The sequence below is a fragment of the Thalassospira sp. CH_XMU1448-2 genome, from assembly GCF_037027285.1.
GTDB lineage: Bacteria > Pseudomonadota > Alphaproteobacteria > Rhodospirillales > Thalassospiraceae > Thalassospira > Thalassospira profundimaris_C.
On the sequence record NZ_JAYMEA010000004.1, the window covers coordinates 73586 to 99700 of the forward strand.

A 26115-nucleotide genomic window follows, 5' to 3' on the forward strand; every position below is an offset into this window, starting at 1 on the left:
CCTAAAGCAGCGGTTTTTCTATACGGGCAAGAACATGATCCGATACCAGCTGGGCAGACGGGGACAGACGATGACCACGCGCGGTGATCAGGCTGTAGGGTTTGATTTCAATCATCCCGTCAAACGGAAGTTCGGTAATGAGCCCGCCGCTTGCCAGAAGGGTTGTGACTTCCTCGGCCATCGGCGCAATGGCATCGGTATCGGCAAGCGTTGCAAGCGTCACCAGCAAGGATGCCGAGTTCAGGCTTGAATGCGGCAAGGGAAGATGGCGCGAAATAAATACGTCTTCGATGGTTCGACGCATCAGGTTGCCCGGCGGGGGCAATATCCATTCGAACTTGGCCAGTCGGGCAAGGGTGATCGGCTTGTTGGCTTCAAGCAACGGGTGTCCCGTGCGCACCATCAGGCGGATTTTTTCGCTGCGAATTTCGCGGATGTTGAATTGCCGTGGATTCATGTCCTCGGGCACGCGACCAATGACAAAGTCATGATCGCCTGCCAGCAAATCCTTGATCAGTAAATGCGACGGACCAACACTGACATGGGCTTCCAGTAACGAGTTGACCGCCTGCACGCTGCGAATGGCCGGAACGACCAGATCCACCGCCGCTGCCGTCACCGCACCGACAAAAACCGTTCCGCCGCCATGCTTGATGTCTTCGATTTCGCGTTCGGCCTCGCGGATTTCGATCAGCATGCTGCGTGCTCGCCGGGCAAGGGCGCGGCCGGCATTGGTCATCTCGATCCCGCGCGGGCTACGCACGCACAGCCGCGCTTCAAGGATGTTCTCCATTTCCGAAAGCAGTCGTGATGCCGCTGGCTGGGAGGTTTTAAGCATGTCGGCAGCCAGACTGATCTGCCCGGTTTCTTCCATGGCTACGATCATGCGCAGATGGCTGAGCTTGAGCCCGCGTTGAAACAGGTTTCCTGATCGGAAAAGCAAGGACTTGGCAGAGCTCAGTGGCTGGTTATTTCGAAACTCGGACATGGTTGTTCCTCCCTTGGTGGGGATTGTATTATATCAATTTTGATATGCAAGTTTCGAAATTACTTATTTGATTGTTATGTTGTGCCTCTGAATAATGGCGCCGTGTCCTTTGGGAAATGGGATGCATTATCAATTGAAAACAAAGACACGACATGTTCAGGCGCAATTTGCCTGAGAAAGTCGGGCACCAAAAATGGCTGATATGCCGTGTCTTGTAGGGAGGATAGCTATGAAACGTCTCAGTGCCGTAATGGCAGGGGTCGCCTTTGGTGCGGCCGCAATGATGAGCCCGATGATTTCTGGCGGTTATGCACATGCCGCCGAAAAAGGCTATGTCGGGATCGCAATGCCGACCAAATCTTCGGCACGCTGGATTTCTGATGGCAACTCGATGGTCGAGCAGTTTGAAGCAGCCGGTTACAAAACTGACCTTCAATATGCAGAAGACGACATTCCGAACCAGCTCTCGCAGATCGAAAACATGATCGTTAAGGGCGTTGATGTTCTGGTGATTGCCGCAATCGATGGCACAACTCTTTCGAACGCGCTGGAAAATGCTGCTGCTGCGGGCATCAAGGTCTTTGCCTATGACCGCCTGATCCGCGAAAGTGCCAATGTCGACTACTATTCGACCTTCGATAACTTCAAGGTTGGTGTTCAGCAGGCGACCTCACTGGTTGACGGTCTGGCTGCTGCGGGCAATCCGCCTTACAATGTTGAACTGTTCGGCGGTTCGCCGGACGATAACAACGCTTATTTCTTCTATAATGGTGCCATGTCCGTTCTTCAGCCGCTAATTGACAGCGGTGATGTCGTGATCAAATCCGGCCAGATGGGCATGGACAAAGTTGGTACCCTGCGTTGGGACGGTGCGGTTGCACAGGCACGTATGGATAACCTTCTTTCGGCATATTACACCGACGAACAGGTCGATGGTGTTCTGTCGCCGTATGATGGTCTGTCGATTGGTATTCTCTCCTCGCTCAAAGGGGTCGGTTACGGTTCTGGCGACATGAAAATGCCGGTCGTTTCCGGTCAGGATGCTGAGCTGCCGTCGATCAAGTCGATCCTTGCTGGCGAACAGTATTCCACCATCTTCAAGGATACCCGTGAACTTGCACGTGTAACCGTTTCCATGGTTGACGATGTTCTTGCCGGTCGCGAGCCGACCATCAACGACACCAAAACCTATGACAATGGCGTCAAGGTTGTTCCTTCCTACCTGCTTGAGCCGGTCATGGTTGACAAGTCCAACTGGGAAGAAATCATTCTTGGCTCTGGCTACTACACTGCAGAAGAAGTGAAGTAAGTCCCGACATTCGTATGGAACCCGGTGTGCTGTCTGATAGGGCAATCTACCGGGTTCTATCGTCTCGAAGAATGTCTGCGAACGGGTCCTGTTTTGCTGTAGCCTGAAAATACAGCACACTACAAACAGGTGTGATACCCGAAGGGTTTCCCCAAAGAAAACCAAGACAGCAAAGACCAAAATAGACAGAGGCGTTGTCAGGCGACTGACAGCAGTGGGAGGACCGGATGGATACCATCCTGGAAATGAAGAACATCACCAAGACCTTTCCGGGTGTAAAGGCGCTGGATGATGTCAGCATCAAGGTTGAACGTGGTGAAATCCACGCGCTTTGCGGCGAGAACGGTGCAGGTAAATCCACCCTGATGAAGGTTCTGAGCGGGGTTTATCCGCACGGTACGTATGAAGGCGATATTCTTTACGATGGCGGCGTACAGGAATTCAAAGATATCCGCGATAGCGAAGAACGCGGCATCATCATTATCCACCAGGAACTGGCGCTGGTGCCGTTACTGTCGATCGCAGAGAACATCTTTCTGGGCAATGAAATTGCCGAAAACGGCATTGTAAACTGGCCGGCGACCTTTGCGCGCACGGGGGAGTTGCTCAAAAAAGTCGGGTTGAAGGAAAATCCGGCGACGCTTGTGACAAATATCGGTGTCGGCAAACAGCAGCTGGTCGAAATTGCCAAGGCGCTGTCCAAAAAGGTCAAGCTTCTTATCCTTGACGAGCCTACGGCAAGTCTTCAGGAAAATGACAGCCAGAAGCTTCTGGATCTGCTGCTGGAGTTCAAGGCGCAGGGCATTACATCTATCCTGATTTCGCACAAGCTTAACGAGATCAACCGTGTTGCAGACCGCATCACGATTATTCGTGACGGTAAATCGATCTCGACCCTTGATGCCCGTGCAGGACAGATTACCGAAGACGATATCGTCAAGGACATGGTCGGGCGTGACATGGCGCACCGCTATCCGGAACGCACGCCCAATATCAGCAGCGAAAAACTTATGGAAGTCCGCAACTGGTCGGCAACCCATCCGCTGCATCCCGAACGCAAGGTCGTTGACAATGTCAGCATTGATGTTGCTGCGGGCGAGGTTGTCGGGATTGCCGGTCTTATGGGGGCAGGCCGTACCGAACTTGCCATGAGCATCTTCGGCAAATCCTATGGCACCGACATTTCGGGTGAAGTTCTGATCAAGGGCAAACCGGTTGATGTTTCGACCGTGGAAAAGGCGATTGCATCGGGACTGGCCTATGTCACCGAAGACCGCAAGGAAATGGGGCTGATCCTTGAGGAAAGCATTACGACGAATATCACGCTGGCCAATCTTGGCGGGGTATCGGAACGTGGTGTGCTCAATGACGGGGCGGAACGTTCCGTCGCCGAGGATTATCGCCAGAAAATCAATATTCGCACGCCCAATGTCGGGCAGAAGGTTGTCAATCTTTCGGGCGGGAACCAGCAGAAAGTCGTTTTGTCGAAATGGCTGTTTGCAGCACCCGAAGTCCTGATCCTTGACGAACCGACGCGCGGCATCGATGTCGGTGCGAAATACGAAATCTATACGATTATCAACCAGCTGGCTGCCGACGGTAAGGGGGTCATCATGATCTCGTCGGAAATGCCGGAGCTTCTGGGCATGTGCGATCGCATCTACGTCATGAACGAGGGTGAGATCAAGGGACAGCTTGCAGCAAAGGATGCAAGCCAGGAAGCAATCATGCGCATGATCCTGAAAGCGTGAGGAACAGACAATGACGGATACTGATAACAAATCAATTGGTTACTACTTGCGCACCCATATCCGCGAATACGGGATGGTTGTTGCGCTGGTGGCCATTCTGGCCTTTTTCCAGGTTCTGACCGATGGCATCATGCTCAAGCCGGTTAACCTGACAAACCTGTTCCTTCAGAACAGCTACATCATCATCATGGCCGTTGGCATGTTGCTGGTGATTGTCGGTGGGCATATCGACCTTTCGGTTGGCTCGGTCGTTGGTTTTGTCGGCGCACTGGCTGCGGTGATGATCGTGAACTGGGATCTGCCGACAGTCTTTGTAATTCCGGCCTGTCTTGTGGTTGGTGCGATCATTGGTGCTGCACAAGGATACTGGGTGGCCTATTGGCGCATTCCGTCCTTTATCGTGACCCTTGCCGGGATGCTGGTGTTCAAGGGCCTGACGCTGGCCCTTCTGGGTGGTGCGTCGGTTGGTCCGTTCCCGTCTGAATTCCAGGCGATGTCTTCGGGCTTCCTGCCGGACTTCTTTGGCGGGTTGATCGAAGGCCGCTTTAACGTCTTTTCCATGACGATTGGTGTGGTTCTGGCTGCTCTTTTGCCGATCCTCGGTCTGCGTTCGCGTGCCAAGCAGGCGAAGTTTGCAGCCGTTGACGAACCGATGGCGTTCTTTGTTGCCAAACATGCGGTTGCCGGTGTGGCGATTCTGTATGTCACCTATTTGCTGTCGACCTATCGCGGTCTGCCAAACATTCTGATCATCATGGCGCTTCTGATTGCGATCTTCACCTTTATTACCAACTCCACGACCCTTGGTCGTCGCATCTATGCGCTGGGTGGTAACGAGAAAGCCGCAAAGCTTTCAGGGATCAATACCAAACGCCTGACCTTCTTTACCTTTGCCAATATGGGCATGCTTGCGGCCCTTGCCGGTCTGGTTTTTGCCGCACGTCTGAATACAGCCACACCAAAAGCCGGCCTTGCGTTCGAGCTTGATGTGATTGCGGCGGTGTTTATCGGTGGCGCATCCATGTCGGGTGGTGTCGGCAAGGTGATTGGTGCGGTGGTTGGCGCCCTGATCATGGGCGTGATGAATAACGGGATGTCGATCATTGGTGTCGGTATTGACTGGCAGCAGGTGATCAAGGGTCTGGTGCTGCTCGCAGCAGTGATCTTCGACGTCTACAACAAGAACAAGGCTTAACAATACCATGACGCGGAACGACGCAGATCTGGGTGAAAACAGCCAACAAAGCCGGTTGGGTGCCAGTTTGTGTCGTTCACAGTCCCCTGTGCGGTCTTTGGGGTCGTACATTTCCGGACCCGTCTCGATAATAAGTCAAAAAGGAAAACGGGCATGACGAAGTTCAAACCGGCACCCTGGCCGCGGGTTTTAAGATCACAAGAAGGTTGGTTCGGCGGAACCAGCAAGGACAATATCTATCATCGCAGCTGGATGAAGAACCAGGGGCTGCCCTCGGATCTGTTTGATGGCCGTCCGGTGATTGGTATTTGCAACACATGGTCGCAACTGACCCCGTGTAATGCCCATCTGCGCGATCTCGCCGAACGGGTCAAGCACGGGATTTACGAGGCAGGCGGTCTGCCGCTTGAATTTCCGGTCTTCTCGGCTGGCGAAAGCACACTTCGCCCGACCGCAATGATGTTCCGCAACCTCGCCGCCATGGATGTTGAAGAAGCCCTTCGCGGAACCCCGCTTGACGGTGTGGTTCTGATGGTGGGGTGTGACAAGACAACGCCATCGCTTCTGATGGGCGCTGCCAGTGTCGATATCCCGGCAATCGTGGTTACCGGTGGTCCGATGCTTAATGGCAAATGGCGCGGTCAGGATATCGGTTCGGGAACCTCGCTCTGGCAACTTTCCGAAGACCGCAAGGCAGGCAAGATCAGCACCGAGGATTTCCTTGAAGCCGAAATCGCCATGTCGCGTTCGCCCGGGTCGTGCAACACCATGGGCACAGCATCAACCATGGCCAGCATGGCCGAAGCCCTTGGGATGGCGCTTTCGGGTAATGCGGCCATTCCGGCGGTCGATAGCCGTCGCCGCGTGATGGCGCATATCACCGGCCGTCGTATCGTTCAGATGGTCAAGGATGACCTTAAACCGTCTGACGTCATGACCAAGGAAGCATTTGAAAACGCCATTCGCGTCAATGGTGCAATTGGCGGTTCGACCAATGCGGTTATCCATTTGCTGGCGATTGCCGGACGTGTTGGCATTGACCTGAGCCTTGATGACTGGGATCGCCTTGGCCGTGATATTCCGACCATTGTCAACCTTCAGCCGTCTGGCAAATATCTGATGGAAGAATTCTTCTATGCCGGTGGGTTGCCTGTGGTGATCAAGGCACTGGCCGAGGCCGGAAAGCTGCATAATGATGCGCTGACGGTTTCGGGCGAGACCATGTGGGATCAGGTCAAGGACGTTCAGAACTGGAATGACGATGTTATTCGTCCGTTCGAAAAAGCTTTGACCGAAAGTGGCGGTATTGCGGTGGTCAAAGGCAATCTTGCTCCGAACGGCGCGGTTCTTAAGCCTTCGGCGGCAACACCGGCTCTGCTGACCCACCGTGGTCGTGCGGTGGTATTTGAGGATATCGACGACTACAAGGCCAAGATCTATGACGAAAGCCTTGATATCGATGAAACCTGCATCATGGTTCTGAAGAACTGCGGTCCGAAAGGCTATCCGGGCATGGCAGAAGTCGGCAATATGGGCCTGCCGCCCAAAGTGCTCCGCAAGGGAATCACCGACATGGTGCGTATTTCAGACGCGCGCATGAGCGGCACGGCATATGGCACCGTGGTCTTGCATACCTCGCCAGAGGCCGCGGCAGGTGGACCGCTTGCTGTGGTTCGGAACGGTGACATGATCGAGCTTGATGTGCCCAATCGCCGCCTGCATCTTGATATCAGCGACGAAGAACTGGCGCAGCGCCTTAAGGACTGGAAAAACACCGTCCCGGTTCCGGCCAGTGGTTATGCATCGCTCTATTACAAGAGCGTTATCGGCGCAGACAAGGGGGCCGATTTTGACTTCCTTGTCGGTCATCGCGGCAAGGAAATCCCGAAGGACAGCCATTAGGATTCAGGGTTTCAATCATACCCGTAATCAAAACCCGGTCGGCAACAAGGTCGACCGGGTTTTGTTTTAGGTTATGGCAAAGGCCAGATGACGTTGTTGGGCGCGTCACCGTCATGGGTGATCAGGAGTTTGCCGTCGACCAGTTCCCAACTCACGAAATAGGCACCGGTCACATCAATGACGGGTGTTGATTGCTGTGCCGGGGCAATCAGGCGGGCACGTTGTGAATGCGCGCCTTTGTGACAGACCAGCAAGAAGGCGGTTGTGTCTCTGACATCGGGTTCGGTGAGGACAAAGATGCCGTCCTGATTGCAATTATCTTCGTCGCCTTCACACATGAAGCAACCAAGGTCCTCGGCAATTTCGTCGCCAGTGTTCCAGTCACGGATAAACAGGGTTTGGTTCCCCTGTTTGGTGCTGAGTTCCCATTGGTATGGGGTATGCAGAACAATGACGGTTTGATCCTGCACTTCCCCCTGACGACTGGATGCCTCGTCCAGTACAAGTCCGCCCTTGGCCGGGTTTCCCTGATCAGATTGCTTTGCAAATGCGGCCAAAGGAAATGCCAACATCGCATAGGTGAACAGACCAAAACATCCGGCGCGCAGGAATGAGTGCATGGGCAATGCTCCGAGAAGTTTAATGTTGGGGCGTTTCAGACCGCTTCAAGTCCTGTGATGGATTTGATGGCTTCGGGCAGATTTTCATAGGCCGTGACGACGGCATCGGCACCCAGGGAATTTGCGCGGGTGTCATCAACTTCGAAGGCGACGGCGATGGCATGGACATTGGCATCACGGGCCGAATTCACGTCATTTGCATGGTCTCCAACCATGATAGCGATATCATCGCTGTCGGGTTTGTGCCCAAGCTGATCAAGGACAAAATGCAGGAAGCGCCCATCGGGTTTTTTGACTTCGAATGAATTGCCGCCTGCAATCACGGTAAACAGCTCGGCAATGCCAAGCTTGTTCAAAATCGCCTTGCAGGGGCCTTCGGGTTTGTTTGATGCAAGCGCAATGGTCCAGCCGTCAGCTTTAAGTTGGCGCAACACGTTTTCCGCATTCTCGTAAAGCCGTGTATAGGCATAATCGGTTTCAACATAACGATTGTTGAAGTCGATATTAAGTTCATCAAGTGTGGCATCGTCCGGCGTTTGATCGCGTTTGGCAAAGGCGCGTTTGGTCAGCATCCAGGTGCCATCACCCAGCATGGCTTCGATATCATGTCGAGTGATGGCGGATAATCCGTGCGCATCAAGCAATCCGTTCATTGCAACCAACAAATCCTCGACCCCGTCAATCAGGGTGCCGTCGAGGTCGAACATGATGAATTTTGCCATTTGGGCGGGGCTCCGTAAGGGGGTGGTTTGAGTGTGGTGACTGATTCAGAGGAACTTAACCGAGTTTGTGCCATTAACAAACGGTAACATCCGCTAACAGGCGGTAACAAAACGTGATTCTTTATGGGCTTTTGCAGCAAAAGAATATGTTCTAAGACTTGCTGCAAATCAGATTACCCGCGCTGTTGTAACCGACATGCGCGAAGCAGGAACAGGGGATGCTGCATCAAAAATGCGGCAAGCGGATTGATAAATGTCACTTGAGCTAAGTGTTATCGTTTTGGCTGCCGGTATGGGCACGCGTATGAAAAGCGCATTGCCCAAAGTCATGCACAAGGTTGCCGGCAAGCCGATGGTCAATCATGTCATTGATACGGCAGCCAAGCTGTGTGCGGCCAAGACAATGGTCGTCGTTGGCCCCGATATGCCCAAACTGATTGAAACGGTTTCCCCGCATCCCACGTTTGAGCAAACCGATCGTCTGGGAACCGCCCATGCCGTTCTTGCCGCCAAGGATGGTTTGGCCGGGCTCAGTGGCAACGTTCTTGTTCTTTATGCCGACAGCCCGCTTTTTACCGCCGAGACGCTTGAACGTCTGGTGGCCGCCCGCGAAGCTGGCGATCACGCGGTTGCTGTTCTTGGCTTCCGACCGGATGATCCCGCCGGTTACGGTCGCTTGGTGACGGATCCTGCATCTGGTGAATTGCTGGCGATTGTCGAAGCCAAGGAATGCGATGCGGCCCAGCGGGCACTTAACTTCTGCAATTCCGGTGTGATGTGTTTCCGCGCCGAAGATATGCTGACCACTCTTGAGGCGATTGATAATGCCAATGCCAAGGGTGAATTCTATCTGACCGATGCCGTCGCAGTTTCTCGCGCGGATGGCAAAAGCTGTGTTGCCATCGAAGTCGACGAGGAAGAAACACTTGGCGTTAATTCCCGTGCCCAGCTGGCCGTTGCCGAAGCCATCATGCAGGATCGTTTGCGCAAGGCTGCCATGGAAGACGGCGCGACCCTGATTGATCCGGCATCAGTGTTTCTGTGTGCCGATACCAAACTTGGTCGAGACGTTATAGTTGAACCGAATGTGGTTTTCGGACCGGGGGTCACGGTTGGCGATAACGTCGTGATCAAGGCGTTCAGCCATCTTGAAAGCTGTGTCGTTGGCGAGGCTGCCGATATCGGCCCTTACGCCCGTTTGCGTCCGGGAGCCGAAATCGGCGCAGGTGCCAGGGTTGGCAATTTTGTCGAGATCAAGAAAGCCATTGTTGAAGATGGCGCCAAGGTCAATCACCTCAGCTATATCGGTGATGCGCGCGTCGGGGCAAAGGCCAATATCGGTGCCGGTACGATCACGTGCAACTATGACGGCTATCGCAAGCAGCATACCGATATCGGCGCGGGGGCCTTTATCGGATCAAATTCGGCGCTTGTTGCGCCGGTTGAAATTGGTGATGGCGCGATTGTCGGTGCCGGGAGCACGATTACCGGAAAGGTTGAAGCCGATGCCCTGACACTGACCCGGGCAGAGCGCATTGAAAAAGCAGGATGGGCGGCAAAGTTTCGCGAGAAAATGCACGCGCTCACCGGCAAGAAATAACTGTAACTCCGATATCGAACTGGTCATGTGACGAACGAGCACGTCCGACCAAAACTGAAGCGATTTGAAGCAGGAATAAACGAATATGTGCGGTATCATCGGGATTATCGGCAGTGACATTGTTAGCGAGCGTATTCTTGAGGGGCTCAAGCGCCTTGAATATCGTGGCTATGACAGTGCCGGGATCGCAACGCTGGTTAATGGCGATATCGAACGCCGTCGTGCCGAGGGCAAACTGATCAATCTTGCCAACCGTCTGGAACAAAGCCCGCTTGCAGGCGACGTCGGGATCGGTCACACCCGTTGGGCGACCCATGGCGTTCCGACGGAGAACAACGCCCATCCGCATACCGATGGCAAGGTTGCTGTCGTTCATAACGGCATCATTGAGAACTATCAGGAAATCAAGGCAGAGCTCTCTGCCAAAGGACGCGTCTTTGCCACCGATACCGATACCGAGGTGGTTGTTCATCTGGTGTCCGATTTCCTCGATCAGGGCAAGTCACCGCGTGACGCCGTTGCTGCCACCCTGCACCGGATCGAAGGCGCCTTTGCGCTGGTGATCATGATCGCGGGTCATCACGATGTGATCTTTGGCGCGCGTCGAGGTACTCCGCTTGCTGTCGGGCTCGGTGAGGGGGAGATGTATCTTGGCTCGGACGCCATGGCGCTTTCGCATCTTACCAACAAGCTGATTTACCTCGAAGAAGGTGACTGGGTCGAGATGACCCGTGATTCTGTTCAGGTTCGCGATGAAAATGATGTTGATGTGACCCGCGAAACCAAACTGTCGGCCGTTTCTGGCGCGATGATGGGCAAGGGCAATTACAATCACTTCATGCAGAAGGAAATCTTCGAGCAGCCTGCGGTGATCGGCGACACCCTGCACGCGTTCATCAACCCGGCGACCCAGACCATCAAACTGCCTGATATGCCGTTTTCGTTTGCCGATGCGACCCGCCTGACGATTGTTGCCTGCGGCACGTCTTTCTATGCCGGTCTGGTGGCAAAGCACTGGATCGAACGTTATGCCGGTCTGGGCGTCGATGTCGATGTTGCATCCGAGTTCCGCTATCGCTGTCCGCCGCTACCCAAAGGCGGTGTGGCACTGTTCATTTCGCAATCTGGTGAAACGCTCGATACCCTTGCAGCCCTTCGGTATGCGAAGTCCAAAGGCCAGAAGATCGTCTCGATCGTCAATGTGCCGGAAAGCACGATTGCCCGTGAAAGTGACGTGGTGCTTCTGACTTATGCCGGTCCGGAAATCGGCGTTGCATCGACCAAGGCATTTACCACGCAGCTCACAGTTCTGGCCTGCCTTGCAGTGACCATCGGGCGCGAAAACGGCACCCTTGCCAAGGACGAGGAAGCTGCCATCGTCAATGCCCTGACCGAAGTGCCAAAACACGCGGCCGAAGTCCTGCATCATGACGAGGCGCTCAAGAAACTGGCGCTTGATATTGCCGATGCGCGCGATGTTTTGTATCTCGGGCGCGGGCTTGGCTATCCGATTGCGATGGAAGGGGCGCTCAAGCTCAAGGAAATTTCCTATATCCACGCCGAAGGGTACGCTGCGGGCGAGATGAAGCATGGTCCGATCGCCCTGATTGACCAGTCGGTTCCGATCATTGTCATTGCGCCGTCTGACGAGCTGTTTGAAAAAACCGCCTCAAACATGCAGGAAGCCGCCGCACGAGGTGGGCGCGTGATCTTTATCTCGGACGCGCCGGGGCTTTCGAAACTTGGTGATATGGCATCTGCAACGGTGGAACTGCCCAAGGTTGCCGATTTCGTCGCACCGATCCTTTATACCATCCCGGTTCAGATGCTGGCCTATCACGTTGCAGTCCATAAGGGCACCGACGTTGATCAGCCGCGCAATCTTGCAAAGTCGGTAACGGTCGAATAAGCCCACTTTTCATATCAGACACCATCAAGCCGGATGCCTTTGCATCCGGCTTTTTTATTGAGCGGCTCTCATGTGTGTACGCTGGTCGCAGCAACGCCGGGCATGAAAAGTGGCATGAATGCGTTGGAACGCGCCATTAAATTGACGGATTGAACCGCCAATACAGTTCGCAAGTTTTCCATGAATGATTGCAGTGCCTTGCACTGAATTACACGCAGCTTGCAGACAAAGAGTTCACGATGAGAATTATTGTAACAGGCGGTGCCGGTTTCATCGGTTCGGCAGTTTGTCGGCTTCTGGCCGGTCGGGATGACTGTGAAATTCTCAATATCGACAAGCTGACCTACGCGGCTGACCTTCGTGCGCTTGAAAGTGTGTCCGGACAGAGAAACTATCGATTTTGTCAGGAAGATATTTGCAACAGAGACGTCGTCGAAAAGCTGTTTGCGGATTTCAAACCAACAGCTGTCATGCATCTTGCTGCAGAAAGTCATGTTGATCGTTCGATTGATGGTCCAGCTGCGTTTGTGCAGACCAATATCGTTGGCACCTTTACCTTGCTCGAAGTGGCGCGGACCTATTTTGATACATTGACGCCCGCCGGGCAAAGCGCGTTCCGATTCCATCACATATCTACAGATGAAGTTTACGGTTCACTGGGTGATGACGGTTACTTCACCGAACAAACCGCCTATGCGCCAAACTCTCCTTATTCCGCAAGCAAGGCGAGTTCTGATCACTTGGCGCGTGCCTGGCATCAGACGTATGGATTGCCGGTTCTGATTAGTAATTGTTCGAACAATTACGGCCCATACCAGTTTCCGGAAAAACTCATTCCGCTGATGACAATCAAGGCATTGCAGGGCGGTAAACTGCCCGTCTATGGCACCGGTATGAACACACGCGACTGGTTGCATGTTGATGACCATGCAGAAGCTTTATTCGCCATCCTCACACGTGGAAAGGTTGGTGAAAAATACAATGTTGGCGGAGGCAACGAGGTCAGAAATATCGACCTTGTCCGGGCGGTTTTTGAGACGGTAAGGCAGCTTAAACGAGGTGATCAGAGCGGCCGGTTCGAGGATGTTCTTGAGTTTGTTGAAGACAGACCGGGGCATGATTGGCGCTATGCAATTGATGCGACCAAAATGCGCGATGAACTGGGCTGGAGCCCGAAATACAGTTTTGACACCGGGGTGCGCCAGACAGTGCAGTGGTATGTCGATCATCAATCCTGGTGGGAACCTCTTCTGAAAAAGCAGAATGCGATTGCACGATCCGGACTTGGGACGGAGAAGCGCAATGATTAGGGCGCTTGTTTTTGGACAGAATAGCCAGTTGGCCGGATGTCTCGCGCAAGAGGAAAGCAGCTTCTCAGATGTTGAGTTGAATTTCATCGGGCGCAGTTGCTGCGATCTTGAATATCCATCGGACATTGCCGCAGTTGTCGACAAAATACGTCCGGATATTGTCATCAACACAGCTGCCTATACGGCAGTTGATCTTGCCGAAAGCGAACCTGATCGTGCACTTGCAATCAATGCGACGGCAGTGAAAGTAATGTCCGAACAGACTGCAAAGCATGCAATTCCGTTCATTCATTTTTCGACGGATTATGTCTTTGATGGAAATGCCAGAAGACCTTATGTCGAGACGGATCGCGTTGCTCCGCTGGGCATATATGGGCAAACAAAACTTGCCGGAGAGCAAGCGGTTCGTGACCTGAACCCGAGACATCTGATTTTCAGAACCTCATGGCTCTATAGCCCGTTTGGCAAGAATTTCGTCAAAACGATGTGCCGCCTTTTGGCCGAGACCGATGAAATCAAAGTCGTTGACGACCAGATCGGATGCCCGACAAGCGCACTGGATTTGGCGCGCATTGTCTTGCAGGTTTTGCCGGTCATCGTGACTGACGGGTTTCGGGGATTTGGCACCTATCATGTGGTTGCGAATGAACCGGTAAATTGGTGCGCTTTTGCCCGTCGCATTCAGGTTCTTGGCGCAGACGTGTTCGGACCTGGCTGGTCGGGGGCGGATTGCCAAATCACACCCGTTCGCTCGGATCAGTTTCCGAGTGCGGTCAGGCGACCGGCCTATTCCGTCTTGTCAAACCGGAAGATCAGGGAAGACTTTTGTGTCGATTTTCCTTCTTTGACGGAAAGCCTCGGACGCGTACTGGCCGTTCTTGAGAAGGATGACCGCCATGCGTAAGGGGATCATTCTGGCCGGGGGCACCGGATCGCGGCTTCATCCTTCGACACTGGTCGTGTCAAAGCAATTGCAGCCTGTCTATGACAAGCCGATGATCTATTACCCGCTTACAACATTGATGCTTGCGGGGATCACGGAGATTCTTGTGATCAGTACGCCAAATGATGTTCCCCTGTTTCGGGAATTGTTGGGCGATGGCAGCCAGTGGGGGATTCGTCTGGATTATGCGGTGCAGACGGAACCACGCGGTCTGGCCGATGCATTTATTGTTGGTGCGGATTTCATCGGTGACGATACCTGTTGTCTGATACTTGGCGATAACATCTATTTTGGTCATGGCCTGACAGAGTTGCTGGCAAATGCCATGCAGCACCAAGAGGGGGCGACCGTGTTTGCCTATTTTGTCCATGACCCGGAACGCTATGGCGTGGTCGAGTTTGATCGCAATGGTATCGCCCTTGATATCGAAGAAAAACCGACTGTGCCGAAATCCAACTATGCAGTGACAGGGCTGTATTTCTACGACCGCAATGTCATTGATATTGCCCGATCCATAAAGCCATCGGCGCGTGGTGAACTTGAAATCACCGATGTTAACAAGGCCTATCTCGAACGTGGTGCATTGCGGGTCGAGAAAATGGGGCGCGGATATGCATGGCTTGATACCGGGACGCACGGGGCGATGCTTGATGCTGCGAATTTCGTTCGGACCGTTGAAAATCGTCAAAGTCTCAAGATCGCTTGCCCGGAAGAAATCGCGTTGCGCAATGGTCTGATTTCACTCAATCAGTTTGAGGAGCTGACCGCGCAATATAGTGCGAGCTCCTACAAGACCTATTTGCAAACTGTGTTGAAAACCTACGATCAGATGTAGGGATATCAGAAATCCGGGTCTTTACAGTAATCGGCAAAGCTCATTGCCGCCGCATCCTTGGCAGACAGGGTCACGTCATCAGTACCGAACGGCCAGGAAATACCGATGTCGGGGTCGTTCCACATGATTGCCCGTTCGCTTTCAGGCGCGTAAGGAGCAGACACCTTGTAAATGACTTCTGTATCAGCTTCGAGCGTTGCGAAACCGTGGGCAAATCCCTTGGGAACAAAGATCTGGTTCCAGTCATCAGCGCTGAGTTCAGCAGAAACCCATTTGCCAAAGGTCGGCGAATTTTTGCGAATATCGACGGCGATATCAAGGATGCGACCATGAACAACGCGGACGAGTTTGTCCTGGGCAAAGGGCGGGCATTGGTAATGAAGGCCGCGTAAAACCCCGGCTTCGCGCGAAAGTGAATGATTGTCCTGAACAAATTCGACTGAAATGCCTGCTTGGTTAAAGCGTGACTGACTGTAAGTTTCGGAGAAGAAACCCCGTTCGTCACCAAACTTTCGCGGAAAGAGCAACTTAATGTCGGTGATATCAAGTGTTTCAATCTGCAATGTTTCGACCCTATGCTGTGTTTTGTCGTCAGATGAAGGTTGGCTCAAAGGTGTTGCTGGTCCAGCCGCTCGCGTTTTGTCCGGATATGAAAGGGCAGTCGATGCAATTTCGTTTGCGCTATGTCCCGGTGCTTCTTGCTGGTTTTCTTTCAGCATGTAGTAGCCATCAAAGTGGCGTTTCTGTGGTCTCATCACCAAGTTGTTCACAGCAGCTCGGCGAGTTCGATGCGTTGATTGCCGATCAGGGGAAAAGAAATGTCGGTGCGGCACCTGTTGCCGGATACCGGTTTCTGCGGGCCAACCGAAATTCGGTGCTGATGGGCAAGCAGGTCGGGACCGCCATAGCGCAAGGCGCTCGGGGTGAGCCGTTGTTTGCCGACTGGGTGGCGCAGATGCGCGCACTTGATCGTGACGCGCGGGCAGACGAGCTGCGCAATCTTCCTGTTGCTGCGGAACTGTCTCTGACAGAAGTCGAAAACTGTGCGAGTCAAATGGCTGCGGGACTGACCATCGGTGATTACGCGTCGTTGTCCAAGGCGGTTTTCGTGCCTGATGACTATCTCGATTTTCAACGCATTGCCGGGTTTTATCCGTTAACAGCCTTTGCCGCGCATTTGGGCTATGAAAGCTGGAAGCGTGATAATTTTGCAAGCTTTGATCTGTCCGAAGAGGCCTTGCAGGCTTCTGGTCCCTGGCAGCGCTATCGTGCAGACGGGCAGGGAGATGCAGGGCAAGACGCCATCGCGATCAAAGCAATTGAAAAAGATGCCTTTGGCCGGATCATGCCAACGCACGCCGAGCTCAAATCGCTTGCCGAACGCTATGCGCCAGAATTTCGGATACGCACGCTGACAAGCAGTGATCGTATCGGTACACCGGCCCTGCCATCGCGTGAGGGCTTGTCGATTGTCGATCTTGATCGCCCTGCAATCTATTACCGACTCAGCCATACCTGGTTTAATAACCAATGGCGTCCGCAAATCATCTATTCGGTCTGGTTCCCAGAGCGACCGGCACAGGGAATGTTTGATATTCTCGCCGGGCATCTTGATGCATTGATCTGGCGCGTCACCCTTGATGGAGAAGGGCATCCTCTGATTGCGGACAGCATTCATGGGTGTGGCTGCTATCATATGTTCTTCCCGACATCGTCATTGCAGCGAATTGTGGCACCCGAAGATGGTGATATTCGCGAGACGGCTGAAAGCCCGGCCGGTGCTGTACCGTCGGCGACCCTTGCCCGTCCGGTGCTGTGGGTTGATGCGATCAGTCACTATCTTTTGGCCGTGACTCCGGAAAATTCAGACGTGAAGACCCTGGCGCCCATAAAGGCATCAATGCAGCCAGAGCAATCACTTGTGAGCATTCCGCTCAAAGATGGCAGCGGATATGAAAGCCTTTATGATGAAGACGGTTTCGTCCCGGGCACCGAAAGAATGGAACGTTTCATCCTGTGGCCAATGGGGGTGGACCGGCCCGGCGCAATGCGCCAGTGGGGCCATCATGCAACCGCCTTTGTCGGACGCCGACATTTTGATGAGCCAGCATTATATGAGCGCTATTTCGAACTTCGCTGACTGAATGTTGCGATCTTGTAATTGCAAGGACATGTGGGTCGGTTCGCAGCGAAATATTTTTGTACGGCAGGGTTGTGCGGGTTGATAGAAAATGGTGTGATCAGCAGCCCTTCGTGGAAGACGGTTTTTTGTTCGGTTTGAATCACCGGAAATGCGTAAAAATCGTGACATTTCTGCGTCTTTTTACATCTTCCTATTGACTTTAAACAGGCACTCCAATAAATGCTGTTAGCACTCGCCGGGGGTGAGTGCTAATACGGGCTCATCCCGGTTAGTCTTAGTTATTAACGAGCCTTAGCTTTAACACGGAGTTGTCTAAAATGAAGTTCCGTCCGCTGCATGATCGAGTACTGGTACGTCGTGTCGAGTCCGACACCAAAACTGCCGGTGGCATCATTATTCCGGATACCGCCAAAGAAAAACCGCAGGAAGGCGAAGTTGTCGCTGTTGGTTCTGGCGTTCGCAAAGAAGATGGCTCGGTCGTAGCCCTCGACGTCAAGGCAGGTGACAAAGTCCTGTTCGGCAAATGGTCGGGTACCGAAGTCAAGGTCGACGGCGAAGAGCTGCTGATCATGAAAGAATCCGACATCATGGGCATCATGGAATAAGTCAGCCCTTTGGGTGACTTAAGTCCACGTTCATCCGTCTCATAGAGAGGAAAGAATATTATGGCTGCTAAAGAAGTAAAATTCTCCACCGATGCACGCGCCAAGATGCTGCGCGGTGTCGACATCCTGGCAGATGCTGTCAAGGTGACCCTCGGCCCGAAAGGTCGTAACGTTGTTATCGAGAAGTCCTTTGGCGCTCCGCGCGTAACCAAGGACGGTGTTTCTGTCGCCAAGGAAATCGAACTTTCTGACAAGTTCGAAAACATGGGCGCACAGATGGTTCGCGAAGTTGCGTCGAAAACCGCCGATCTGGCTGGTGACGGCACCACCACCGCAACCGTTCTGGCACAGGCAATCGTTCGTGAAGGCAACAAGGCTGTTGCTGCCGGCATGAACCCGATGGACCTGAAGCGCGGTATCGACCTCGCGACCTCCAAGGTCATCGAATCCATCCAGGGCCGTGCACGTAAAGTTGCTGGTCGCGATGAGATCGCCCAGGTTGGTAACATCTCTGCTAACGGTGACCGTGAAGTCGGCGACATGATCGCTGAAGCCATGGAAAAAGTTGGCAACGAAGGCGTTATCACCGTTGAAGAAGCAAAAGGCCTGCACACCGAACTCGACGTTGTCGAAGGCATGCAGTTCGACCGTGGTTACCTGTCTCCGTACTTCGTAACCAACCCGGAGAAAATGGTTGCAGAAATGGATGCTCCGTACATCCTGCTCTTCGACAAGAAAATCTCCTCGCTGCAGCCGGTTCTTCCGCTGCTCGAAGCTGTTGTTCAGACCGGCAAGCCGCTTCTGATTATTGCTGAAGACATCGAAGGCGAAGCTCTGGCAACCCTGGTTGTCAACAAGCTGCGCGGTGGTCTGAAAATCGCTGCTGTCAAAGCACCGGGCTTCGGCGACCGTCGTAAAGCAATGCTCGAAGACATCGCGATCCTTACCGGTGGTCAGGTTGTTTCCGAAGATCTCGGCATCAAGCTTGAAAGCGTTACGCTTGACATGCTCGGTACCGCGAAATCGGTTACCATCACCAAAGAAGAAACCACCATCATTGATGGCGCTGGCGAGAAAGCACAGATCGAAGGCCGTGTTGCCCAGATCCGCGCTCAGATCGAAGAAACCACCTCTGATTACGATCGTGAAAAACTGCAGGAACGTCTCGCGAAACTCGCAGGCGGTGTTGCAGTGATCAAGATCGGTGGCGCTTCGGAAATCGAAGTTAAAGAACGCAAAGACCGTGTTGACGATGCTCTGCACGCGACCCGCGCTGCTGTCGAAGAAGGCATCGTTGCTGGTGGCGGTACGGCTCTTCTGTACTCTGTCCGTGCGCTTGACGGTCTCGAAGGTGAAAACCATGACCAGACCATCGGTGTTGACATCGTTCGCCGTGCCCTTCAGGCACCGGTTCGTCAGATCGCAACCAACGCTGGCGTAGACGGCGCGGTTGTTGCTGGCAAACTGCTTGAGCAGGACGACATCGAGTTCGGTTATGACGCTCAGAAGGGCGAATACACCAACCTGATCAAAGCTGGCATCATCGACCCGGCCAAAGTTGTTCGTACTGCCCTGCAGGACGCAGCTTCGGTCGCTGGTCTGCTGATCACCACCGAATGCATGATCGCCGAGAAAGCCGAAGACAAACCGGCTGGCGCACCTGACATGGGTGGCATGGGTGGTATGGGCGGCATGGGTGGCATGGGCTTCTAAGCCTTACCAACCAACCGACCTTTGCACTACAGGAAGGGCTCCGCAATTGCGGGGCCCTTTTTGCGTGCAGGTCAGAGAAATAAAAAAAGCCCGGCACATTGTTGTGCCGGGCTTTTGGTGGTTCAGATCAGCCAAACAGCTTTTTAAGGCTGCGCGGCTGACAGCGCAGATATTGCGGGGCAGCTTTGACTTCGGCCCCAAGGGTTGCTGCTGCGTGCCAGGGCCAGCGCGGGTCATAAAGGATGCCGCGCGCAAGGGCGATGGCATCGGCCTGACCGGTAAAGGTGATGGCTTCTGCCTGTTCGGCCTCGGTGATCAGGCCAACCGCAATGGTGGTCATGCCGGTTTCTGCCTTGATACGGGCTGCAAACGGAACCTGATAGTTCGGGCCAAGCGGGATTTTCTGATCAATGTGCAGGCCGCCGGACGAAACATCAATGAAATCGCAACCGCGTGCATGAAGCAGTTTGGCAAGTTCAACGCTTTGATCAATGTCCCAGCCGTCATCAACCCAGTCGGTGGCCGAAATACGGATACCCAGCGGGTAGTCGGTGCCGACTTCTGCGCGGATGGCGTCATAAATCTCAAGAACGATGCGCACGCGGTTTTCAAACGATCCGCCATATTCATCGTCACGCTTGTTCGAATGAGGGGACAGGAACTGATGGAGCAAATAGCCATGGGCAGCGTGGATTTCGATGGCATCAAAACCGATGCGGATCGAACGTTTTGCACTTTCGACAAAGGCCTGCACGATTTCGGAAATGCGCGACTTTGAAAGGGCTTCGGGGATCGGGTCGCCCTCGCGGAACGGAACAGCCGACGGTGCGCAAACTTGCCAGCCATTGGCATGATCCGGAGACAGTGCATGCCCACCCAGCCAGGGTTTCTCGCACGATGCCTTGCGTCCGGCATGGGCCAGTTGAACGGCGACTGGCATGTCAGAGTGGCTGCGTACCGCAGAAATGGTTCTGGCAAGGGACGCTTCGGTTTCGTCATCCCACAGACCTACATCGCCATAGGTGATGCGACCTTCGGGTTCGACGGCAGTTGCTTCGATAATCAAAAGTCCAGCGCCCGACTGGGCAAGGTTGCCCAGATGCATCGGATGCCAGTCCGAGGTTTTGCCGTTTTCAGCTGAATACTGGCACATCGGCGCAATGATGACGCGGTTGTCCAGGGCAAGCTTGCCCAGTGACAATGGTGAGAAAAGGGTACTCATGGATCTTCCTTGTTAAGGAGGTCGGCCATAAGCCGACAAACAATGAGAAGAAGCTAATCCGGTCAGGGGATGAGTGCCAGTCTCTGATTTGATTTTTCGAAAAAAGTTCGTCCGGATAATGTGTTATTGGCCATTCAGGTCGGCGGAATGCAAAAAAAGCAAAAAAAAATGCATGACGCCACTTGCGGAAAAAATCCTGTGCTCTATCTCAAGTTTGCAAAGGGGCATGGTGCCCTGATACGCGTCAAGGTTGCAGCCTAGTCTGGACTGATGGCGCAAGAATACTCGTCTGTAATGGAGGGTACTAATGACTGGTCTTCAGACTCTTAATGGATCCGCACGTCGTCTTGCAACTGCACCGACCTATGGTGATCCTTTCTCGCTTCTTTCCCGTGATTTCGATCGTATGATTGGCTCGATCTTTGGTGATCGTGCAACTGCATCAAAGGCGGTTGCAGATGGTCAGGAAGCAGCTCAAACTCTCTTGAGCCCGCGTATCGATGTTCACGAAGCCGAAGATCATATCGAACTGTCTGCCGAACTTCCCGGCGTTGAGCAGGATGATGTGGATGTGTCGGTTCTCGACGGTGTTCTGACCATCACCGGTGAAAAGAAATCCACCCGTGAAACCAACGAGGGTGCCCGCGTTGTTGAACGCAGCTTTGGCAGCTTCAAACGGTCATTCCGTCTGAATGATACCATTGATGTCGATAACATCACGGCGTCGTTCAAGAATGGTGTTCTGGTACTTACTCTCCCCAAAGTAGCAGAACAAAAGCCCGAGCCGCGCAAGATTGCTGTGAACGGCTAGGACTTGTTTGTCTCTCCTCCCTGAGAAGCTTTCCCTGTCTTGCCTGACGGGCGGTACTTGCCGCCCGTCTTTTTTTGTCTGGCTGCTCACATGCGATGAGGCTCCCCGTCTTCTGGTGCATCCGGATTATCAGAGGAGAAAGCCCGATGAGCAGTACGCTTGGCGATTTGGCCAATGATTATGCAGCCGCATACAAGGCCGATATCGCGTCCTTTCGAACTGAAACGCAAACCGAACAGCTTTGCGCCATTGCCACGCGCGTCGCACAAAGCTGCTCGGCCGTTGAAACCAGCAGCAAGCCTGTTTCAGTTGCGCAAAGCGAGATTTCCGGTGCGATCATCATCGGCGAGGCAACCGCGAAAAAGCTTGCCAAGGATGATGCCGCCTGGATTGCACGGCAGGCTGCTGTCAGTCAGACCGATCTGCGCAAGAAGGCCGAAGAACAGCAGGCGCGTGACCTGACCCTTCTGTCCAGTCTCAAGGAACTGTCGGGGAAGCTTGAAGGCACCGGCGCAACCGATAGCGGTTATGAGCAATCGGTCGAAGGATTTGAAGACACGCTTGCATCCGGCGCGCTGGTGGCTTCTTAACGCCGACGGCACATTCATTGAGGCCGGTCCCGTGCAGTGATGTCGGGACCGGCCTTATTCTTGTCATTACGGGGTCGGCAGGGCGTTTTGGGTGTTGATCAGATTATTGGTATTCCACCAGTTCTCGATGCGATCAGCAAAGGCCTTGTTATCTGATGCAGCCCACTGGTTTTTCCTGAGTTCGAGATAGGTGAAGGTGCCACCAGCATCATATCCCTCGCCAGCCCAGTCGCGCCGTACCCGAATGGCCGCGACCACGTCCTTATAAGCGACATTAAGGACCGCAAGCTCGCGCGCATAAAGGTTCTGGCGTGCCATCTGGCGTTCGGTCGCGCCAAACCTGGCAGCATTGCCATAGACCCGTTGCTGGATGGAATAGGTGGGGCACCAGTATCCACGCAAACGCACGCAGTAAACCCATGTCTCGGCAGCAGGATCCGGCTGATCAGGAACCTTTGGCGGGAAGAGGGCGCCGATTTCATGCGTACCTGACAGACACACGGCCGTATAATGCGCAAGATCCTGATCAGCCTTGCGATAAACAATGGCCGGGGTTGCGGGGGATGTCCCGCGCCGGGAAAAGCCGTGGCCGAAAATTTCATCGGGGGTGCGCGTATCCCCGCGCCATGCATAAAGGGCCCGGCTGCTTTGGGATGTGTTGCGTTTCAGATCGGGTGGCACCCAAAGATAGTCGACATAGGCAAATACAGAACGTTCATTTGACAGCAAAGCCCAGAAATCATCTGCGCAATTTGTCCCGTAAACCTTTTGTGTCTGTCCAGAATTTTCGAGATCCACATTCTCGATATAAAGCTCGATACCGCCGATTTTCTCTGTTGTCATGTCATGCCTCGTTTAAATCACTCCGATGCATTCCGACGGTGAGACAATGAAGCTGTGAGAAACGGGTAAACCGGGTCTGGACAAAAGCAAAAGGCCGGGTATGTGATCACCCGGCCTTAATCTGAATTCAGGAAACGGCTGGAGCCTGTCAGGCTTTGCGATACCCGGTCTTGTGATCTAGCGGCATGTCAAGAAGCCCGGTCGCATCAAACTGTTCAAGTGCTGATGTCCAGGGGGCGAGGTCGATATTCTGTGCCTTGATCCATTCCGGATTGTAATAGGTGTCGCAATAGCGATCCCCGCCATCACACAACAAGGTCACGACCGATCCGGTTTGCCCGGCCTTTTTCATTTCCGTGATCAGTGACAGGGTGGCAATCAGGTTGGTGCCGGTTGACCCGCCGCAGCGACGGCCAAGATGACGTTCAAGATAATGCAGGGCGGCAAAGCTTGCGGCATCGGGAATGCGATACATGCGATCGACAACGGTCGGATTGAAGCTTGGCTCGACACGGGGACGGCCAATGCCCTCGACGCGCGATCCCTTGGTGCCGGTCACCGAACAGTCGCCGGTTTCATAGGCATCATAAAAGACCGAGTTTTCCGGATCAGCCACGCAAAGCTCGCAGCCTTGCCCCAATGTCCGGCCATAACGGACATAGCGACCGATGGTCGATGATGTGCCGCCCGTACCCGCACCGACGACAACCCAGCGCGGAACCGGATGGGGTTCACGTTTAAGCTGATCAAAGATGCTTTCGGCAATGTTGTTGTTGCCGCGCCAGTCGGTTGCGCGCTCGGCATAGGTGAACTGGTCCATGTAATGGCCGTCAAGTTCGCGCGCCAGGCGTTGGGATTCTTCATAGATCTGACCGCTGTGATCTACCAGATGGCTTTCTCCGCCATAAAATGCGATCTGGTCGATTTTCTGTTGCGAGGTCGATTTCGGCATGACGGCGATAAAACGCAGGCCAAGCAGGCGTGCGAAATAGGCCTCTGACACGGCGGTTGATCCGCTTGATGCCTCGATAACCGGCGTGTCCCTGGTGATCCAGCCGTTGCACAGGCCATAGAGAAACAGCGAGCGCGCCAGACGGTGCTTGAGACTGCCAGAAGGATGGGTCGACTCATCTTTAAGATACAAGCCAATCCCGTCAAGTTTCGGCAGATCAAGGCGGATCAGGTGGGTGTCTGCCGACCGGTTGAAATCAGCTTCGATCTTGCTGATGGCGTCAGCCACCCATTGGCGGTCATATGTCATTTAACATCCTGGCGTCAGGTTGGATCACATCATGGCGAACATGAAAATCGCGAATGGGCACTTGTGTAGGGGATTATAATACAAAAAACTACAGTGAAATTGTGTCGATACATTTTGGCGATCTGACAATTTTTAAGAGATTGGGCTTGCTAACACTTTTTTCAAAGCTAACCTTTATAATTCAAGGTTCCCGATTCCTTCGACCAGACCGGATGGCGCTAAATCATGGCTGTTGACGATAAAGACCCGTTTTCCAAGCGGCATGGTGCATCAGAAATTGGTGCGGCCTATGACGTGCCGGTGCGCGTTTCGACGGTGATTGGCAAAAGCCAGATTCAGGTCGCGCAATTGATGCGTCTGACCCGTGGTGCGGTTCTTGAACTTGACCGTCGGGTTGGGGAACCCGTTGATATCTATGTCAATAACCGGCTGGTTGCGCGTGGCGAGCTGGTGGTGGTGGACGAAAATCTTGGTGTGACGATTACCGAAGTGGTCAAGACCGGCACAATCATCGAGACCCATCATTAGACGCGATACTGCCAGACAGACAGGCACGGGATAGAAGTTTTAAGGCCGCATGATGCGGCCTTTTAATTTGGAATGAATCCTTCCGTCTGAAGACGTTTGTCGATGCGCGTGATTTCCTCAGGACGCAGGCGGGCTTCAAGTGCCGAGACCGCGGCCATCGGGTCCATCGGGGTTTCAAGGTTCAGGCCCGGCGGCAAGGTGATCGGGCCAAGTGTGGCGCGCCTTAGCCAGTAATAGGCTTCTGCCTGGTTTTCTTCCTGCCCCCAGCCGCGTTCAAGCAGGGCGCCATACATGAACTGGGCGGCGTGATTGTCGGCCTTTGCGCCAAGTTCGAAATAGTGGGCCGCTTCAACAAAGTTCTGACGCACACCGCGCCCGTGGAAATATTGCGTGCCAGTCAGAAAGGCAGCATCCCCGTTTCCGGGATCAGCTTGCAAGGCGCGCTTGAAATATTCAGTGGCGCGGAACTGGTCATAATTCACGCCGTGCCCGTTGTAATACAAAAGCCCGATATAATAGATCGCGCCGCTATGATTGGCGCGCGCGGCCTTGTGAAACCATTTGACGGCTTCCGGATAATCGGGGCGTCCCATGTCTCCGCGATAGTTCAAAAGTCCCAGCGCATATTGTGCATAAGGGTCATCATTCAGGGCTGCGATTTCCCACTGCTGTCTGGCTTCGCTGAAGTCCCCGGACTGATAGGCGTAATAGCCGGTCTGATATTCGCGGCTCATTTTGCTGGCTTGGGCGGGGGTAGGCGTAAGGGCCAGCAAGAAGGCTGAGCTGATCAGGGCCGCAATTGTTGCGAGCCTGATGGTAGTCGAAACAGGGAGACGCACTTTTTTGTCCGCTTTTTTTGTAATCAGGAATTGTTTTTAAACAGCGGGACGACTTTACGCGCGCGCTTTTCGATGGCCTCGAGAACGTTGGTGATATCAGAACTTTGCTTGATTCGCTCGCCACTATGAAGTGCCAGATATTGTCCGGCATTCTTGTGTTCGCTGCCCAGCTTGATCACGGTGAAAAGCGGTGTTTCATGCGTGGAACGGAAAATCGAAAACATTGCCATGCCGTCAAGATGGTCAATCGCGTAGTCGCGCCAGGCACCACTTGCAACCTGGCGGGAATAGGTATTCATGAGCCGCATCAGTTCGGACCGGTCAAAATGTACAAAGCTTTTGGCTTTGCGATATTTTGCCAAATCGAACAGTGTTCCCATGTCATTCTCCGACAATGTGATCGTCTGGTTGCCCTGACCTGAAAGCAGAACATGACAACCATATGACACGGTAGCGCGGATTGACTTTCGCCTCAA

24 protein-coding genes are annotated in these 26115 nt (G+C 53.7%); 15 read left to right on the plus strand and 9 right to left on the minus strand.

Annotated features, from left to right (window positions below):
- Position 1: 1 nt before the first annotated feature.
- Entirely contained in the window at positions 2-988 is a 987-nt protein-coding gene (locus WA318_RS15445) for a LysR family transcriptional regulator (protein WP_114098398.1), read from the minus strand.
- Positions 989-1217: 229 nt separating this feature from the next.
- Between WA318_RS15445 and chvE the strand changes: the two genes are divergently transcribed.
- The 4 genes from chvE (at position 1218) to araD (ending at position 7145) form a co-directional block, all read left to right on the plus strand.
- Positions 1218-2297, plus strand: a complete 1080-nt coding sequence (gene chvE / locus WA318_RS15450; protein WP_114098397.1) for a multiple monosaccharide ABC transporter substrate-binding protein — start codon at positions 1218-1220, stop codon at positions 2295-2297.
- A gap of 227 nt (positions 2298-2524) precedes the next feature.
- The gene (mmsA, locus tag WA318_RS15455; RefSeq protein WP_114098396.1) at positions 2525-4048 is read left to right on the plus strand and encodes a multiple monosaccharide ABC transporter ATP-binding protein; all 1524 of its coding nucleotides are present in this window, start codon (positions 2525-2527) and stop codon (positions 4046-4048) included.
- Positions 4049-4058: 10 nt separating this feature from the next.
- Positions 4059-5243, plus strand: coding sequence for a multiple monosaccharide ABC transporter permease (mmsB, locus tag WA318_RS15460; RefSeq protein ID WP_114098395.1), 1185 nt, complete (start codon positions 4059-4061; stop codon positions 5241-5243).
- A 153-nt stretch (positions 5244-5396) separates the two neighbouring features.
- Positions 5397-7145 carry an L-arabinonate dehydratase gene (gene araD / locus WA318_RS15465; RefSeq protein ID WP_114098394.1) on the plus strand — a complete coding sequence of 583 codons (1749 nt, stop codon included), beginning with the start codon at positions 5397-5399 and terminating at the stop codon, positions 7143-7145.
- Between the two features lie 71 nt (positions 7146-7216).
- Here the strand turns inward: araD and WA318_RS15470 are convergent, their stop codons facing one another.
- Positions 7217-7765: a hypothetical protein gene (locus WA318_RS15470; protein ID WP_336082528.1), complete on the minus strand. Its 549-nt coding sequence runs from the start codon at positions 7763-7765 to the stop codon at positions 7217-7219.
- A gap of 35 nt (positions 7766-7800) precedes the next feature.
- A complete protein-coding gene (locus WA318_RS15475) occupies positions 7801-8487 on the minus strand; it encodes an HAD family hydrolase (protein ID WP_336082530.1) in 687 nt (228 codons plus the stop codon).
- A gap of 253 nt (positions 8488-8740) precedes the next feature.
- Between WA318_RS15475 and glmU the strand changes: the two genes are divergently transcribed.
- The 5 genes from glmU to rfbA all read left to right on the plus strand — a co-directional run bounded on the left by glmU (position 8741) and on the right by rfbA (position 15084).
- On the plus strand, positions 8741-10087 hold the full coding sequence (glmU, locus tag WA318_RS15480) for a bifunctional UDP-N-acetylglucosamine diphosphorylase/glucosamine-1-phosphate N-acetyltransferase GlmU (RefSeq protein WP_336082532.1): 1347 nt from the start codon (positions 8741-8743) through the stop codon (positions 10085-10087).
- A gap of 85 nt (positions 10088-10172) precedes the next feature.
- Positions 10173-11996, plus strand: coding sequence for a glutamine--fructose-6-phosphate transaminase (isomerizing) (gene glmS, locus WA318_RS15485; RefSeq protein WP_336082534.1), 1824 nt, complete (start codon positions 10173-10175; stop codon positions 11994-11996).
- A 239-nt stretch (positions 11997-12235) separates the two neighbouring features.
- Positions 12236-13306 (plus strand): dTDP-glucose 4,6-dehydratase, encoded by a 1071-nt coding sequence (rfbB, locus tag WA318_RS15490; RefSeq protein WP_336082536.1) that lies wholly within the window; start codon positions 12236-12238, stop codon positions 13304-13306.
- Complete coding sequence (gene rfbD / locus WA318_RS15495) at positions 13299-14210, plus strand: dTDP-4-dehydrorhamnose reductase (RefSeq protein ID WP_336082538.1); 912 nt, start codon at positions 13299-13301, stop codon at positions 14208-14210. Before rfbB ends, rfbD begins: the two co-directional genes overlap by 8 nt.
- Positions 14203-15084 carry a glucose-1-phosphate thymidylyltransferase RfbA gene (gene rfbA / locus WA318_RS15500; protein WP_336082540.1) on the plus strand — a complete coding sequence of 294 codons (882 nt, stop codon included), beginning with the start codon at positions 14203-14205 and terminating at the stop codon, positions 15082-15084. The genes rfbD and rfbA overlap by 8 nt, the downstream gene beginning before the upstream one ends.
- A gap of 5 nt (positions 15085-15089) precedes the next feature.
- Here the strand turns inward: rfbA and rfbC are convergent, their stop codons facing one another.
- A complete protein-coding gene (rfbC, locus tag WA318_RS15505) occupies positions 15090-15647 on the minus strand; it encodes a dTDP-4-dehydrorhamnose 3,5-epimerase (protein ID WP_336082543.1) in 558 nt (185 codons plus the stop codon).
- 101 nt (positions 15648-15748) lie between these two features.
- Here rfbC and WA318_RS15510 point away from each other — a divergent pair, with 101 nt between their 5' ends.
- From WA318_RS15510 to groL, 3 genes are all read left to right on the plus strand, one after another.
- Positions 15749-17224: a hypothetical protein gene (locus WA318_RS15510; RefSeq protein WP_336082545.1), complete on the plus strand. Its 1476-nt coding sequence runs from the start codon at positions 15749-15751 to the stop codon at positions 17222-17224.
- A 320-nt stretch (positions 17225-17544) separates the two neighbouring features.
- A complete protein-coding gene (gene groES, locus WA318_RS15515; RefSeq protein ID WP_181850257.1) occupies positions 17545-17832 on the plus strand; it encodes a co-chaperone GroES in 288 nt (95 codons plus the stop codon).
- Between the two features lie 60 nt (positions 17833-17892).
- Complete coding sequence (gene groL, locus WA318_RS15520; protein ID WP_114098385.1) at positions 17893-19545, plus strand: chaperonin GroEL; 1653 nt, start codon at positions 17893-17895, stop codon at positions 19543-19545.
- Positions 19546-19672: 127 nt separating this feature from the next.
- Here the strand turns inward: groL and WA318_RS15525 are convergent, their stop codons facing one another.
- Entirely contained in the window at positions 19673-20767 is a 1095-nt protein-coding gene (locus WA318_RS15525; RefSeq protein WP_336082549.1) for an NADH:flavin oxidoreductase/NADH oxidase, read from the minus strand.
- 307 nt (positions 20768-21074) lie between these two features.
- Between WA318_RS15525 and WA318_RS15530 the strand changes: the two genes are divergently transcribed.
- Positions 21075-21578: an Hsp20/alpha crystallin family protein gene (locus WA318_RS15530; protein WP_336082551.1), complete on the plus strand. Its 504-nt coding sequence runs from the start codon at positions 21075-21077 to the stop codon at positions 21576-21578.
- A gap of 146 nt (positions 21579-21724) precedes the next feature.
- Positions 21725-22168, plus strand: coding sequence for a hypothetical protein (locus WA318_RS15535; protein WP_336082553.1), 444 nt, complete (start codon positions 21725-21727; stop codon positions 22166-22168).
- A 66-nt stretch (positions 22169-22234) separates the two neighbouring features.
- On the opposite strand, the gene WA318_RS15540 is transcribed toward WA318_RS15535, so the two are convergent.
- A complete protein-coding gene (locus tag WA318_RS15540; protein WP_336082555.1) occupies positions 22235-23011 on the minus strand; it encodes a hypothetical protein in 777 nt (258 codons plus the stop codon).
- 148 nt (positions 23012-23159) lie between these two features.
- A complete protein-coding gene (locus tag WA318_RS15545) occupies positions 23160-24272 on the minus strand; it encodes a PLP-dependent cysteine synthase family protein (RefSeq protein WP_114098380.1) in 1113 nt (370 codons plus the stop codon).
- A 225-nt stretch (positions 24273-24497) separates the two neighbouring features.
- On the opposite strand from WA318_RS15545, the gene fliN reads away from it, so the two are divergent.
- Complete coding sequence (gene fliN, locus WA318_RS15550) at positions 24498-24800, plus strand: flagellar motor switch protein FliN (protein WP_114098379.1); 303 nt, start codon at positions 24498-24500, stop codon at positions 24798-24800.
- A gap of 62 nt (positions 24801-24862) precedes the next feature.
- Here fliN and WA318_RS15555 read toward each other — a convergent pair whose 3' ends face one another.
- Together WA318_RS15555 and WA318_RS15560 are read right to left on the minus strand one after the other, a co-directional pair.
- Entirely contained in the window at positions 24863-25534 is a 672-nt protein-coding gene (locus tag WA318_RS15555; protein ID WP_336082559.1) for a tetratricopeptide repeat protein, read from the minus strand.
- Between the two features lie 128 nt (positions 25535-25662).
- Positions 25663-26019 carry a DUF2794 domain-containing protein gene (locus WA318_RS15560; RefSeq protein ID WP_114098469.1) on the minus strand — a complete coding sequence of 119 codons (357 nt, stop codon included), beginning with the start codon at positions 26017-26019 and terminating at the stop codon, positions 25663-25665.
- Positions 26020-26115 lie beyond the last annotated feature (96 nt).

Bases quoted from the DNA above. Each gene is read 5' to 3' on its own strand.
- WA318_RS15555 (WP_336082559.1), bottom strand. From the start codon at position 25,534: ATGAGCCGCGAATATCAGACCGGCTATTACGCCTATCAGTCCGGGGAC.
- WA318_RS15525 (WP_336082549.1), bottom strand. From the start codon at position 20,767: ATGAGTACCCTTTTCTCACCATTGTCACTGGGCAAGCTTGCCCTGGAC.
- mmsA (WP_114098396.1), top strand. From the start codon at position 2,525: ATGGATACCATCCTGGAAATGAAGAACATCACCAAGACCTTTCCGGGT.
- WA318_RS15540 (WP_336082555.1), bottom strand. From the start codon at position 23,011: ATGACAACAGAGAAAATCGGCGGTATCGAGCTTTATATCGAGAATGTG.
- rfbB (WP_336082536.1), top strand. From the start codon at position 12,236: ATGAGAATTATTGTAACAGGCGGTGCCGGTTTCATCGGTTCGGCAGTT.
- WA318_RS15445 (WP_114098398.1), bottom strand. From the start codon at position 988: ATGTCCGAGTTTCGAAATAACCAGCCACTGAGCTCTGCCAAGTCCTTG.
- WA318_RS15470 (WP_336082528.1), bottom strand. From the start codon at position 7,765: ATGCACTCATTCCTGCGCGCCGGATGTTTTGGTCTGTTCACCTATGCG.
- glmU (WP_336082532.1), top strand. From the start codon at position 8,741: ATGTCACTTGAGCTAAGTGTTATCGTTTTGGCTGCCGGTATGGGCACG.
- groL (WP_114098385.1), top strand. From the start codon at position 17,893: ATGGCTGCTAAAGAAGTAAAATTCTCCACCGATGCACGCGCCAAGATG.
- WA318_RS15560 (WP_114098469.1), bottom strand. From the start codon at position 26,019: ATGGGAACACTGTTCGATTTGGCAAAATATCGCAAAGCCAAAAGCTTT.
- WA318_RS15475 (WP_336082530.1), bottom strand. From the start codon at position 8,487: ATGGCAAAATTCATCATGTTCGACCTCGACGGCACCCTGATTGACGGG.
- WA318_RS15535 (WP_336082553.1), top strand. From the start codon at position 21,725: ATGAGCAGTACGCTTGGCGATTTGGCCAATGATTATGCAGCCGCATAC.
- WA318_RS15530 (WP_336082551.1), top strand. From the start codon at position 21,075: ATGACTGGTCTTCAGACTCTTAATGGATCCGCACGTCGTCTTGCAACT.
- WA318_RS15545 (WP_114098380.1), bottom strand. From the start codon at position 24,272: ATGACATATGACCGCCAATGGGTGGCTGACGCCATCAGCAAGATCGAA.
- groES (WP_181850257.1), top strand. From the start codon at position 17,545: ATGAAGTTCCGTCCGCTGCATGATCGAGTACTGGTACGTCGTGTCGAG.
- rfbD (WP_336082538.1), top strand. From the start codon at position 13,299: ATGATTAGGGCGCTTGTTTTTGGACAGAATAGCCAGTTGGCCGGATGT.
- araD (WP_114098394.1), top strand. From the start codon at position 5,397: ATGACGAAGTTCAAACCGGCACCCTGGCCGCGGGTTTTAAGATCACAA.
- rfbA (WP_336082540.1), top strand. From the start codon at position 14,203: ATGCGTAAGGGGATCATTCTGGCCGGGGGCACCGGATCGCGGCTTCAT.
- mmsB (WP_114098395.1), top strand. From the start codon at position 4,059: ATGACGGATACTGATAACAAATCAATTGGTTACTACTTGCGCACCCAT.
- chvE (WP_114098397.1), top strand. From the start codon at position 1,218: ATGAAACGTCTCAGTGCCGTAATGGCAGGGGTCGCCTTTGGTGCGGCC.
- fliN (WP_114098379.1), top strand. From the start codon at position 24,498: ATGGCTGTTGACGATAAAGACCCGTTTTCCAAGCGGCATGGTGCATCA.
- WA318_RS15510 (WP_336082545.1), top strand. From the start codon at position 15,749: ATGCAATTTCGTTTGCGCTATGTCCCGGTGCTTCTTGCTGGTTTTCTT.
- glmS (WP_336082534.1), top strand. From the start codon at position 10,173: ATGTGCGGTATCATCGGGATTATCGGCAGTGACATTGTTAGCGAGCGT.